This window comes from Acinetobacter sp. TY1 (assembly GCF_048551395.1).
Taxonomy (GTDB): domain Bacteria; phylum Pseudomonadota; class Gammaproteobacteria; order Pseudomonadales; family Moraxellaceae; genus Acinetobacter.
The window spans coordinates 18,967-31,371 of record NZ_JBLYZK010000008.1 but is presented as its reverse complement, the minus strand read 5'-3'; the positions used below and the strand labels follow the sequence as shown (position 1 = coordinate 31,371).

The window sequence follows — 12,405 nt, the reverse complement described above, 5'->3', positions numbered from 1 at the left end:
GCATCGACTCAATTGAGTTGTTATTGTTGTGCATCGCTGACTTGCCCCAAATAATCGAGACGAATCAACTCACCGACAGGTTTTTGATCATAATACATTTGTATGGCAACAGGTTTGGTTTCACCATTGCCAAGCCAAATTAAATCGGGCGCATTGCGTCCAATTAAATCGGTATTCGCAGCATTATTAAACTGATGCTCTTGCGCTGTAATGTTAAATGACACACGACTAGGTAAAGTTCGCACTGAAAAATCCTGTACTGCAGTCCATTTTTTTTCATTTGCCATACGTTTGTTTGGATTCGCCAAATCAACAGTCTTGTCGTGATATTCTACCAATGTGTATTTAAAATCTGAAACATCGGTAGCAGGACTGACTTGTAAAGCATAAATGCGTCCTTGATCACTCGATTCACGCTGAATCTGTTTTAAATCAAGCATCAACACTTCTCTAGCTTGCATCGCTTTACGCTGATCGACACCTTCAACATTAAACACGACCAATGAAGCAACCACTGCAATGATCACAATCACCACCATCAACTCAATGAGGGTAAAACCTGACTGCAACTGAGATGATGATGTCTTTTGTTTCATGATGACCTTACATTGTTTGTACTGAAGCCATTCGCACTTGATGTTTTGGCAAGGACAAGGCCTGATCAATCAGTGCAACCCGAAGAGTATCTCGACAACCCAAATAACGTTGATAGAAACTTGAGTTTAAAATCGATGCACCACCTTGCGTAATTGACCAAATAGATGCCAAATAATCGCGCACCATCATATTGCTGTGAATTGACTCTAAATAACTTTCTGTCATACGAATAATCAAACGTAAGCGCTGTTTACGAACTTGATAAAGCTCTGTAAACAAATGATAAATACCTACACCTGTAGTAGATAGCCGTTCTTCAATTTGATGGAATAAAACCGCACGTTCGGGGTGATGTAGATGGTGCAGCATAAAAAATGCCAAATGCTCAGGAAATGCCTTCTCTGTATCTTTAATCATTTCCAATAACATGCGCTCGTTACGCACAATGAGCAACATATATAACTCATCTTTACTTTGAAAATGTTTATAGAGCGTCCCTTTAGCAAGATCAAGCTCAGCTGCGAGTGCATCCAAAGTCATTCCTGCTTCACCATTTTCCAAAAGCAACTGCTCAGCGACTTGAAAAATTAATGCTTCTCTTGCTCTAAACTGAGCCTGACGATCCATCTTCACCCTGTACTCTCTTCTTTCGCTGTTATTGGTTTACTGTGTTACTTGCTCTCATCACTGAGCAATCCTTATTTGCCTCGCAAAAGATTTTCAAAATTTTGTGTTGTAATCATGGCAATCTCTTCGAGTGGTTTATCATATACATCACTCAAGGCTTTGGCTACATAGGGCACGTATTTTGGTTCATTAGACTTTCCTCTATACGGCATAGGCGCAAGATAAGGACTGTCTGTTTCAATCAATAAGCGATCAAGTGGTACTTGTTTTGCCACATCACGCAAATCCTGTGCATTTTTAAAAGAAACAATACCTGAGAAAGAAATATAGTAACCACAATCTAAAACAGCCTTTGCCGTTTCTAAATCCTCAGTAAAGCAATGCAAAATACCGTGTGTTGATTTTTCTGCACGAATAATATCAATGGTGTCATGCTTGGCAGCACGGGTATGCACTACCACAGGCTTTCCCACTTGCTGTGATGCATGAATATGTCGAGCAAAACAACGCTTTTGTTCATCGACAAATTCGGTACTATGAAAATAATCTAGACCTGTTTCACCCAAAGCCCAAACATTGTCCGGTTGTGCCAACTCAACCAAGCATTCAACAGTGGCTTGTTGCATTACTGCTTCATCTTCGCAAGGATGTACACCCACGCTATAGCCAACATCGGCATGGCGGGCAGCAATTTCAGACAGCGCAATATGATCAGCTAAATCAACAGATATCCCCATAAAACGAGTTACACCCGCTTCACGTGCCTGCTGCAATGCTACATCCAAATCTCCGCCATAGGGTGCAAGATCAAGCATAGTTAAATGACAATGTGTATCTACAAACACGGCGTTACCTGTGATTTCAATTTGAATAGCTTACATTGTAAAGCTAGGACGGTCTAAAGACATACTCCCTGCAAGTAATTTTTCAGCTTCCATTTTGTAATAAACGCCTTTTTCACCAGTTAATTGAATTGCAAAACCCTGTGGTTTCAATCCTGTTTGCTTTTGTGAAATCCACACCACTTTACCCGTTAACGGTGTTTTTTGTGATTGGTCAGGCAGACCCGCAAGTACAAAAACCTCATCACCCATTTTAACTTGTTGTTTTGATGGTACAAATAATCCACCACCTTTAATATATGGCATATAACTTGCCTGCAAGGTTGCACGGTCATTAATATTGACCTGAATTAAACCGCCCATACGTGGTGGCTGCATTGTCTTCCCCTTATCATTTTACAATTTTGTCGTTAAGCGACATTCATTAGTTTTATAAAAATTTGATCCAACACCAAATTGGTCTGGACATTTTGATCGACCATTTTTTTAAAGTCATGTAAGTCTTGATACAGTGCAAATAAAGCTTCAAGCGAATATTGCTCTGCCAAAGTATCTAACTTTAAATCGGAATTTTTCACATCTTGATTCAGCTTGACACAAATTAAATCAGACAACAAGTATTCAAAAAGTTGAACAAAATCTGGAAATATCAGTGCCTTCTGCCATTTACTCGCATAAAGTAGTGGCATATTTTTATCCATCACTAATTTTTGCCAATCTTGCACAAACACTTGCCGCTGATCAATCCATGTAGATTGTGCCAATTGTATAGCTTGTAGTGGCATTTGCCCTGATAAATTCATCAACAATTGTGTTTTAACTTGATCAATTTCAGGCAAATGGGTATGTAAAAATTGTTCTGCAATAGTAGTTTCAATACGGTCTAAAGCAAAATGTTGTAAACGACTACGAATAGTTGCAGGCAGTTTTTGTGGATGCTGTGCCAATAAAATAATGATCACACGCTCACCGGGTTCTTCAAGCGTTTTCAGCAAAGCATTCGCTGATGCAATATTTAACGCTTCGGCAGGCTCAATCACCACCACCCGCCACCCTTCTACTGTTTGTTGAACAAAAGGCAATAAATCACGAATTTTTTCAATCTTAATTCGTGCATTACTTTTTTTATTCTCTTCATCTGTACTGATGTATACATAATTTGGATGTGTGTCTGATTTCAACCACAAACAACTACTACATTCACCACATGCCCCTTGAGGCTGGCGCTTTTGGCACAAAATCCACGCCAAAAAATGTTGTGCAAACGCATGCTTACCACAGCCTTTTTTGCCATAAAATAATAAGGCGTGACCAATTTGTGGAAAACGCCCCGTCAGCGTACTCCACATCTGTTGTTGCCACGGATAAACCTGAGAGGTTGATGCATCCATAAATCCTGCTCTACTTATTCAAAGGTCGAAACAGGCAAAGTATTTAAACGATCTAAATCGGCTTGTGTATCTACACCTGGTGGTAAATTCACTTGTGCAACAGCAATAGCAATACGGTGCCCATTTTCAAGAACTCGTAACTGCTCTAAACTCTCAAGCTGCTCAAGCACCCCCATATCCCACTGCACATATTCTTGTAGCAACTGCACACGATAGGCATATAATCCCAAATGACGATAAGCTTGTGAGTGTAATTTCGGCTCAGTCACTTTCGCGCCATCACGATCATAGGGAATCGGTGAACGACTAAAATACAACGCTTGATTAAGCTTAGACATCACTACTTTGACAATACTATCACGCTGAAATTCTTCGAGAGAATGAATCGGTTCGCATAAAGTTGACATAGAACAATCTGTACGTTGAATCAATAAATCAGCGACTTGGCGTACCAATAGTGCAGGAACTAATGGCTCATCCCCTTGAACATTGACAATAATGTCATCGCTTGCCCAACCTTTTATACGTGCAACCTCACTCAAACGATCCGTACCCGATGGATGATTTGGATTAGTCATCACAACATCGACACCTTCAGCACGACAAACATCTGCAATACGAGGATCATCGGTTGCCACACACAAATCATCAAAACCTTGAACCTTTTTGGCTTGATCAACCACACGTAAAATCATGGGACGACCATGAATTTGCAATAAAGGCTTACCAGGCAGTCGAGAACTTGCGAAACGCGCAGGAATGACGATATGTTTCATTCAATTAACCTTTAAACTTCATCTACAACAATACCCACTTGCATGAGTTGCTGATCGAGTAATGTATAACACTGTTCAGAAAGCACCGCTTCAACTGGAATAACCCATATTTCACGGTGAAAAAGCGGATTTTTTTTCAATAATGGTAAAAGTTTAACAGCATCTTTTTCAGTAGTCACAATCGGATTACTATCTTCAAACTGCAAATCATCAATTTCATAATCATAGTGATCTGCAAATTCATGACACTGAAACTGTTGCACGCCTATCGACTCAAGCGTGTTATAAAACCGTTGTGGAAAACCAATTCCAACCACAGCGTAATAATTTTGTGTTGGATCAAAATCAACTGCTTGATCATACAATGGATTGAGTAAATATGGCTCACCGACATCCAAATGCATATTTAAATCTGAATTAGGCTGTGTTGCATGCTCAATGACTGTCCCTATTTCAAGCCGAGAAATAGGTTCGCGTAAATAGCCTTCGGGTAGGAGTTTTTGATTACCTAAACCACGATTTTGATCAAGTACAATCCACTCAATTTGCCGTGCCAATGCCCAATGCTGTAAACCATCATCACTAATAATGAGGTCAAGCTCATGTTGCTCAAGCAACAATTCAATCGTCTGTTGACGATTTGAGCCAACTGCCATCGGCACACCTGTAGACTGCACAATCAAACACGGTTCATCACCGACAAAATCTGGTGTTGCATCTAAGCCCACCAATGCGGGGAATGGCCCTTGACCACCATAGCCCCGACTAATCACACCCACTCGAATTTCATTTTGCTGTAAATACTTCACCAATTGAATCAGCAATGGTGTTTTCCCACTACCACCAACTGTAATATTACCAATCACCATAACAGGGACAGGCGCTTGGTAAACTGCTTTCAACCCAAGCGTATATAATTTTTTATTAAATGCAAATGCACCACCATACAACCAAGACAGCGGTCGCAATAAAACCAACCACTTCGCCTGACGATTCCAAGCATCCTGAATGGTCTGTGCAATTGACATAACAGATTATTCCTCAAAATTGCGTGCATGCAGTTGATAATAAGCCCCATGCGCAGCCAATAACTCAGTATGAGTACCCTGCTCAATGATACGCCCTTTATCCATAACCACAATTACATCTGCATTTTCAATGGTCGATAATCGGTGTGCAATCACAATCGTCGTACGATGTTGCATCGCCTCATCAAAAGCTTTTTGAATATAATGTTCAGACTCATTATCGAGCGCACTTGTAGCTTCATCCAAAATCAAAATTGGTGCATTCTTCAAAATTGCACGCGCAATTGCAATACGCTGACGTTGTCCACCAGATAAGCTTAAACCTTGTGCACCGACTTCGGTGTCATAACCATTGGGTAAACTCATAATAAAGTCATGTGCATAAGCGGCTTTTGCTGCTGCAATCACTTCTTCATCCGTTGCAGACTCTAACTGACCATAAGCAATATTTTCACGAATGGTTCGATTAAACAGCACGACCTGTTGATTCACCATTGCAATTTGTGTACGTAGACTACTGACTTCAATATCTTGAATGGCAATACCATCAAACAATAGACTACCTGAATTAATCTCTTGAAAACGCATAAGTAAATTAACGAGCGAGCTTTTACCTGCACCCGAACGTCCGACCAAAGCAACCGTCTGCCCTGCTTCAATTTTTAAGGTGAAATCTTGGATGGCATGATAACCATCTGCATACATCATATTGACGTTTTTAAATTCAACATTACCTTTTAATACTGGAGTGAGTGTTCCATTATTTTTTTCTTCTGGTAAATCGAGCAATTCAAAAACTGAATGTGCTGCTGCCATGCCTCGTTGTAATTTTTCATTCACATCTGTCAGGGTTTTAATCGGCTTACTCAGCATACCCGCAGCGGTAATATAGGCAATAAATTGACCTGCTGATGTATCTTGTAAAATTTCAGGACGTAGCGCAATGTACATAATAATACTCAGCGCAATGGACATAATCAGTTGAACAATCGGGCTATTCAATTGTTGTACTATGACCATTTTCAGACCACGTTTTAAATTTTCCAACGAATGTTGTTTAAAACGCTCTTGCTCATAAGGCTGTCCACCAAAGCCTTTAACAACCAACTGTCCACCCACGGCTTCTTGCACCACATGGTTTACATCCCCCATGGTGTCTTGCACTTGCACTGACAGTTTACGCATTCGCTTAGATGCTTTGCGAATAATGATCCCAATCAGTGGGCCAAAAATAAGAATTACGGCTGTTAAACGCCAATTGGTATAAAGCAGATAACCTAACAAGGCAATGGTAATCATCCCCTGTTGCAAAACTGTTTTTAATGACTCTGTTGACGCTGCGGTAAGCTGTTCAACGTTGTACATAATTTTTGCCGTAATATGCCCACTACTATTATCTAGATAATACTGCGCAGGCAAACGCAATAACTTTGCAAATACTTCCTGACGAATATTAAAAATTAAATTGCGTGAAATGACGGCAGTAAAATAACCACCAATAAACAATCCGACACCGCGGAAAAACATCAGTAAAACAACAAGAATTGGAAATAAGGTCGTAAAACTTTGATCTCGAGTTTGAATGGCATTAATGATTTTTTCCAACAATTTAGCGACTGAAACTTCAGTCGCTGCATTGAGAGCAAAACCCACCACAACCAAGACCATAATCCCAACAAAGGGCTTTAAATAACTTAAAAGGCGCAGATAGACCTTAAAATCCTGCTTCACTGATTAATAACCTCGGGAGGGAACTTTTGTGCTGATATTGATATTAACAAAGCCAAGCTGACCCGCAACATCCATCACACGAATGACATCTTGATGGGTTGCTTTAGCGTCTGCGGCAATAATAAACATTAAATCACGTTTATCGTGTGCCGTCTGTTTAATTGCTGCACTTAAATCGGCAACTTCTTTACTCGAAAGAGCTTGACCATTGACTGCATAATGTCCAGATGCATCAACCATCACCTCAATTTTATGCTGAAAGTCCTTCGGTGGAACACCCTGTGCATCGGGTAAAGATAAATTAATTCGACTTTGTTGATTGAATGTTGTCGTAAGCAACAAAATAACCAATATAAATAATAGACAATCGATCATGGGTGTTAGATTGATATGAATATCTTCAACAGTATTCGATCTTTTAAATTTCATCTGCCTATCCCCAATCAGCTCGCTTGTTTTTGTTCAACATCTTTTGGCTGCTGTTTACGATAGAACAATGCTGCATGAAATAGTGTCGATTGTTGTTCTAGCTCAGATATATATTCTTGAACCAAGCGCTGAAAATAACGGTAGGCAAATAGTGCAGGAATTGCAATCACCATACCCGCAGCAGTGGTAATCAATGCTTTGGAAATACCTGGAATCATCATAGTTGGATTACTATTAGTACCAAAGTCCAAAACTAAAAATGATTCAATAATCCCAAGTACAGTCCCCAATAAACCAAGCAATGGCGCAACAGCACTGAGTGTGCCTAAAAAGTTAACATTCTTTTCCAAATATCCAATTTCACGCGATGCAGTCGCTTCCATTTGTGCACGTGCATAGGCTTCACCTTGTGGAAATGCATCTATGCCTTCACGCAAGATATAACCCAAAGTTGAATTTGCCGCGACTTTATCTTGCTCAAGCGTATCAAGCACTGAATCGAGTGGACGACCTTTTTGCAATAATAAATTTTTGGGTAATACATTCGCCCGCTTCAAACGAATTAAGCGTTCAAGCGTAATAGCCAAAGTAAAGATCGAACACAACACCAACGGCAGCATTAACCAACCGCCCGCTTTCACCAATTCCCACATAAACCTATTCCCCAAACTTAAGTTTTAACGCTCATTTTCAGGGCTTCCTTTGTGACTATGCATCATTTCAATTTTTAATACTGTATTTTGCGACACAAAAGAAGCCTATTTTCTTATTCTGCTAGACAGATATTTAAGATCCCGTCTAATTCATCAAGTGAGTTATAGCTAATCACAAGTTTCCCCTTACCTTGATTATTATAATCAATTTTAACATTGGCACTAAAACGCTCAGACAGCTTCTGAGTCAATTGCTCAACATCAGCCACCAAAGGTGCACTTGCTTTCTCTTGCTTTGGTGTATTCCAATCACGTACCAATTGCTCGGTTTGGCGTACAGATAAGCCCTTATCCATTACAATTTTAGCAATTTGTAATTGATCTTTAGCCTTTAAAGTCAAAATTGCACGTGCATGTCCCATATCAATTTGACCTTGTTGCATCAAGTTTTTCACTTCATCGGTCAGGCTGAGCAAACGTAATAAGTTACTGACTGTAGTACGTGCTTTGCCTACAGTGTCAGCAATTTCTTGATGACTTAAACCAAACTCTTCATGGAAACGCTGCAATGCAAGCGCTTGATCAATTGGGTTTAAATCTTGGCGTTGAATGTTCTCAATCAATGCCAAAGCAATCGCAACTTGGTCAGTCAAATCACGCACAATTGCAGGAATTTCAGTTAGTCCCGCAATACGTGCAGCTCGCCAACGACGTTCACCTGCAATAATTTCATACGCATGTTCAGCATCATCAATCGGGCGAATAACAATCGGTTGCATCACACCATGTTTTTGAATAGAGGCTGCAAGTTCTTGTAAATCAGCTTCATCAATAAAACGGCGTGGCTGATATTCTCCACGTTTCAACTGATTGACATCAATTTGTTTTAACTGACCATGATCTAACGCTTGTACTTCAAGCTGTAATTTTTCTTTTTGGATTGATCCGAGCAACGCATCTAAGCCACGCCCTTTCGCCAACCCTCGTTTTTTTACAGTCATGCGTGACTTCCTTTTTTCACTTTACTTTTTTTCAACATTTCGGCTGCCAAATTTAAATAAGCGATTGCACCCTTGGAGCTTTTTTCAAAATAAATAATCGGTAAACCATGCGCAGGTGCTTCAGCCAAACGTACATTTCGAGGAATTACCGTATCGTACAATTTTTTGCCAAAATACTGTTCAAGCTCCGCAGAAACATCACGTGTTAATGCATTACGCGAATCATACATGGTACGAAGTACACCAATAATTTCCAATTCAGGGTTTAAAGCCTGTTGGATCTTATCAATGGTTTGCGTTAAATCAGCCAAACCTTCCAAAGCATAATATTCACACTGCATTGGAATCATCACACCATGTACAGCAGACAAGGCATTGACTGTGATTAAGCTTAAACTTGGTGCACAATCGACAATGATATAATCAAAATCTTGATCAATTCGTTTTAATGCTTCACGTAAAATAAATTCACGCCCGTCTTGATCTGCAATCGCAAGCTCTACACCTGCAAGATCACGATTTGAACCCAAAACCTTATAGCCTACTTCAGCTTTGGTAATTGCTGTTTCAATCGGCACTTCACCCAATAAAACGTCGGTCACTGAATATAATAAATCATTTTTTTGGATTCCCGAGCCCATTGTGGCATTACCCTGAGAATCCATATCGACCAAAAGGACACGTTTTTTTAATACTGCCAATGAAGCAGCCAAATTCACCGCTGTAGTGGTTTTACCTACGCCGCCTTTTTGGTTAGCGATCGCAATAATTTGAGCCATGGTAACCCCAGTCCTTCATTTGTTTTTTAAATACGTTTTAATAAAAGTAAGTGACGTTGCTCATCTAAGCGTGGCACGTGTAATTCTATAATGTCGCAACTGAATTGATCTTTAAGCGCATCAATTTCATCTTGCGGAATCAAACCTTTCATTGATGCAATAATACTATTGTCATGCATATAAGGGCTTGAAGCTTCAACAAAATCAGTCAATGATGCAAAAGCACGACTGGTAATGACATCAAACTGACCCAATTCTTGGATCATATCTTCATTTTCAACTCGTGTTTGAACAGCAATCACATTTTGTAATTTTAAATCAGCAATAAACTGCTTTAAAAAACGAATTTTTTTACCATTAGAATCGAGTAATACACATGAACGCTCAGGCTGACATAGCGCAATAATCATGCCAGGCATACCACCACCTGTACCAATATCGAGCAGACGACCTTGAGGCAAATCATTTAAAATACTTAAACTATCCAACAAATGCTTTACAAGCATTTCTTTCGGATCACGAATGGCGGTCAAATTGTAAGCTTTGTTCCACAAGACCAATGCATCTTGATACTTTAACAACAAATTCAGTGATTCATCACTCAACTGTAGACCAAGCTTGAGACTGCCTTGTTTTAGCTCTTGAAAAAATGGATGCATAGAGAATGACATCTTCAAAAATTTAGATGAAAGTATACCGATTTCCTGTCCGTGGAACAGTACTTAATGACGAGTTAATACGCAGTTAAGCGTATTAACAAGCACTAAAGCCTTTACTTAGACATCTTAAGACACCGTCTTAAGCATAATCACCTTGTCTAATTTGTAAATCCAATGCCATTAAACGCTCAGGTGTACCCACATCGACCCAAGCACTTTGCATTTTTTCTGCTGAAATTTTATTATCAAGCATGCCTTGTTTAAGTAAAGGTGCGAGCGGGCGCTTCCCCGACTCTAAGCCCTCAAATAGACGAGGATGAATCACTGATACTCCACTAAATGTCAGATTTTCACCTGTTTGCTCTTGATCAAAGGTATACGCACGACCATTTGCAAGTGTGAAATCACCATTAGGATGTTGATCAGGATTATCAACAAAGACCAAATGAGCCAAGTCGCCATCGGTACAATTGCCCAAATCAACATTCAACAAAGTCGAAAAATCAAACTGTGTCCAAACATCACCATTGATTAAAATAAAAGGCTCATCACCGAGTAAAGGTAAGGCATTAATAATGCCTCCTGCGGTTTCAAGCCCTTCATCTTCACGTGTCCAACGGATATTGACACCAAATTGTGAACCATCGCCAAGCGCACCAATAAGTACATCGGCAAGCCATGCTGAATTAATAACAATATCAGTCACACCAATTTGTTTGAGTTTTTCAATGTGCCAAACAATCAATGCTTTTCCACCCACTTCAAGCAAAGGCTTTGGCTTATACAGCGTCAATGGACGCATGCGATTGCCAAGCCCTGCGGCTAAAATCATTGCTTTCATTAAGCTACAACCTCGTAAGTACCGTATTTTTCAGTAAATGCAGGCATGACTCTAGCATTGATAAAATCCATAAATGGTTGCAATTCTGCATATGGTTTAGATTCTTCTAGTAAATACCACATCACACGAGGAAGATCTTTTAAGTAGCCTGATTTACCATCACGTTCAAATAGGCGGACAAAAATACCTAAAATTTTGATATGACGCTGAATCGCCATCAGATCGGCATCTTGCTTAAACTGTTCAAAATCACGGTCTTCTTTGGCGCTTTCAGGCAACAAATCATAAAATACTTTAAACCAATCGTAGACACGTACTGCATTCCACTGCACATACGCATCACGGGTAATCGAAATTAAGTCGTAAGTATCCGCACCGATTACAGCATCTTGGAAATCAATAACACCTTGCTCTGTTTCACCGTCTAAAATCATCAGATTTCGACTATGAAAATCACGGTGTACAATGACTTGAGGTTGAGCAAGTGCTGCATTTGCAAGAATCGCAAATGTGCGTTTAATCAGTGCTTGTTCACTTTCAGTTGGCTGAATCTTTAAAGATGGTAGTAACCAATCGGTTAACAAATCCATTTCTGAAATTAATTTTTCATAAGAATATGCTGGAAATTGATTCTGACCATCAATCGATTGCAATTGAATCAACTGCTTAAAGCTTTGTGCATAATGTGCATCAACTGTTTGATCATCTAACAGCGTAGACAGTAAAACATCACCAAAATCTTCGAGTAATAAGAAACCATTTTCTAAGTCTTTTGCAACGATATGCGGTACACGCACACCATGACGATAAAAGAACTCGCCTATAGACACAAAAGGACGACAATCTTCTTTCTCAGGAGGTGCATCCATGAGCATAAATGTTTTATTATTCAATATAATTCGTGCATAACGACGGAAGCTCGCATCGCCTGCTAAAAAGTTGATTTCAAATTGATCTGAGTTGAGTACAGATGTAATCCATGTTTGTATCAATTGTTCACGTTGTATTTTCATTTGCAATTAAATCTATTACAGGCTGTTTTTTTGAAGTT

The 12,405-nt window shown here is 39.6% G+C and carries 15 protein-coding genes; all 15 read right to left on the bottom strand.

Annotated features, from left to right (window positions below; translation table 11 throughout):
- Nucleotides 1–20: 20 nt before the first annotated feature.
- Complete coding sequence (locus ACK2M2_RS06915) at nucleotides 21–596, bottom strand: prepilin-type N-terminal cleavage/methylation domain-containing protein (protein WP_419346945.1); 576 nt, start codon at nucleotides 594–596, stop codon at nucleotides 21–23.
- 7 nt (nucleotides 597–603) lie between these two features.
- Nucleotides 604–1,224, bottom strand: a complete 621-nt coding sequence (locus ACK2M2_RS06910; protein ID WP_409511576.1) for a TetR/AcrR family transcriptional regulator — start codon at nucleotides 1,222–1,224, stop codon at nucleotides 604–606.
- 71 nt (nucleotides 1,225–1,295) lie between these two features.
- Nucleotides 1,296–2,069: a TatD family hydrolase gene (locus tag ACK2M2_RS06905; RefSeq protein WP_419346943.1), complete on the bottom strand. Its 774-nt coding sequence runs from the start codon at nucleotides 2,067–2,069 to the stop codon at nucleotides 1,296–1,298.
- Nucleotides 2,070–2,099: 30 nt separating this feature from the next.
- Entirely contained in the window at nucleotides 2,100–2,444 is a 345-nt protein-coding gene (locus tag ACK2M2_RS06900; protein WP_409511578.1) for a PilZ domain-containing protein, read from the bottom strand.
- Between the two features lie 32 nt (nucleotides 2,445–2,476).
- Nucleotides 2,477–3,457: a DNA polymerase III subunit delta' gene (locus ACK2M2_RS06895; RefSeq protein ID WP_419346938.1), complete on the bottom strand. Its 981-nt coding sequence runs from the start codon at nucleotides 3,455–3,457 to the stop codon at nucleotides 2,477–2,479.
- 14 nt (nucleotides 3,458–3,471) lie between these two features.
- Nucleotides 3,472–4,233 (bottom strand): 3-deoxy-manno-octulosonate cytidylyltransferase, encoded by a 762-nt coding sequence (gene kdsB, locus ACK2M2_RS06890; protein ID WP_419346937.1) that lies wholly within the window; start codon nucleotides 4,231–4,233, stop codon nucleotides 3,472–3,474.
- Between the two features lie 11 nt (nucleotides 4,234–4,244).
- Entirely contained in the window at nucleotides 4,245–5,261 is a 1,017-nt protein-coding gene (gene lpxK / locus ACK2M2_RS06885) for a tetraacyldisaccharide 4'-kinase (RefSeq protein WP_419346934.1), read from the bottom strand.
- A gap of 6 nt (nucleotides 5,262–5,267) precedes the next feature.
- A complete protein-coding gene (gene msbA, locus ACK2M2_RS06880; protein WP_419346933.1) occupies nucleotides 5,268–6,992 on the bottom strand; it encodes a lipid A export permease/ATP-binding protein MsbA in 1,725 nt (574 codons plus the stop codon).
- 3 nt (nucleotides 6,993–6,995) lie between these two features.
- Nucleotides 6,996–7,421, bottom strand: coding sequence for an ExbD/TolR family protein (locus ACK2M2_RS06875; protein WP_409511583.1), 426 nt, complete (start codon nucleotides 7,419–7,421; stop codon nucleotides 6,996–6,998).
- Between the two features lie 14 nt (nucleotides 7,422–7,435).
- Nucleotides 7,436–8,074 (bottom strand): MotA/TolQ/ExbB proton channel family protein, encoded by a 639-nt coding sequence (locus tag ACK2M2_RS06870; RefSeq protein ID WP_419346931.1) that lies wholly within the window; start codon nucleotides 8,072–8,074, stop codon nucleotides 7,436–7,438.
- 113 nt (nucleotides 8,075–8,187) lie between these two features.
- Nucleotides 8,188–9,075 carry a ParB/RepB/Spo0J family partition protein gene (locus ACK2M2_RS06865; protein WP_409511585.1) on the bottom strand — a complete coding sequence of 296 codons (888 nt, stop codon included), beginning with the start codon at nucleotides 9,073–9,075 and terminating at the stop codon, nucleotides 8,188–8,190.
- Nucleotides 9,072–9,854 carry a ParA family protein gene (locus tag ACK2M2_RS06860; protein WP_409511586.1) on the bottom strand — a complete coding sequence of 261 codons (783 nt, stop codon included), beginning with the start codon at nucleotides 9,852–9,854 and terminating at the stop codon, nucleotides 9,072–9,074. The genes ACK2M2_RS06865 and ACK2M2_RS06860 overlap by 4 nt, the downstream gene beginning before the upstream one ends.
- 26 nt (nucleotides 9,855–9,880) lie before the next feature.
- Nucleotides 9,881–10,513, bottom strand: a complete 633-nt coding sequence (rsmG, locus tag ACK2M2_RS06855; protein ID WP_409511587.1) for a 16S rRNA (guanine(527)-N(7))-methyltransferase RsmG — start codon at nucleotides 10,511–10,513, stop codon at nucleotides 9,881–9,883.
- Between the two features lie 139 nt (nucleotides 10,514–10,652).
- A complete protein-coding gene (murU, locus tag ACK2M2_RS06850) occupies nucleotides 10,653–11,354 on the bottom strand; it encodes an N-acetylmuramate alpha-1-phosphate uridylyltransferase MurU (RefSeq protein ID WP_419346925.1) in 702 nt (233 codons plus the stop codon).
- The gene (locus tag ACK2M2_RS06845) at nucleotides 11,354–12,367 is read right to left on the bottom strand and encodes an aminoglycoside phosphotransferase family protein (protein ID WP_419346923.1); all 1,014 of its coding nucleotides are present in this window, start codon (nucleotides 12,365–12,367) and stop codon (nucleotides 11,354–11,356) included. Before ACK2M2_RS06845 ends, murU begins: the two co-directional genes overlap by 1 nt.
- Nucleotides 12,368–12,405 lie beyond the last annotated feature (38 nt).

Bases quoted from the DNA above. Each gene is read 5' to 3' on its own strand.
- ACK2M2_RS06900 (WP_409511578.1), bottom strand. From the start codon at position 2,444: ATGCAGCCACCACGTATGGGCGGTTTAATTCAGGTCAATATTAATGAC.
- ACK2M2_RS06895 (WP_419346938.1), bottom strand. From the start codon at position 3,457: ATGGATGCATCAACCTCTCAGGTTTATCCGTGGCAACAACAGATGTGG.
- murU (WP_419346925.1), bottom strand. From the start codon at position 11,354: ATGAAAGCAATGATTTTAGCCGCAGGGCTTGGCAATCGCATGCGTCCA.
- ACK2M2_RS06845 (WP_419346923.1), bottom strand. From the start codon at position 12,367: ATGAAAATACAACGTGAACAATTGATACAAACATGGATTACATCTGTA.
- ACK2M2_RS06875 (WP_409511583.1), bottom strand. From the start codon at position 7,421: ATGAAATTTAAAAGATCGAATACTGTTGAAGATATTCATATCAATCTA.
- ACK2M2_RS06910 (WP_409511576.1), bottom strand. From the start codon at position 1,224: ATGGATCGTCAGGCTCAGTTTAGAGCAAGAGAAGCATTAATTTTTCAA.
- ACK2M2_RS06860 (WP_409511586.1), bottom strand. From the start codon at position 9,854: ATGGCTCAAATTATTGCGATCGCTAACCAAAAAGGCGGCGTAGGTAAA.
- ACK2M2_RS06870 (WP_419346931.1), bottom strand. From the start codon at position 8,074: ATGTGGGAATTGGTGAAAGCGGGCGGTTGGTTAATGCTGCCGTTGGTG.
- ACK2M2_RS06915 (WP_419346945.1), bottom strand. From the start codon at position 596: ATGAAACAAAAGACATCATCATCTCAGTTGCAGTCAGGTTTTACCCTC.
- ACK2M2_RS06865 (WP_409511585.1), bottom strand. From the start codon at position 9,075: ATGACTGTAAAAAAACGAGGGTTGGCGAAAGGGCGTGGCTTAGATGCG.
- rsmG (WP_409511587.1), bottom strand. From the start codon at position 10,513: ATGCATCCATTTTTTCAAGAGCTAAAACAAGGCAGTCTCAAGCTTGGT.
- lpxK (WP_419346934.1), bottom strand. From the start codon at position 5,261: ATGTCAATTGCACAGACCATTCAGGATGCTTGGAATCGTCAGGCGAAG.
- kdsB (WP_419346937.1), bottom strand. From the start codon at position 4,233: ATGAAACATATCGTCATTCCTGCGCGTTTCGCAAGTTCTCGACTGCCT.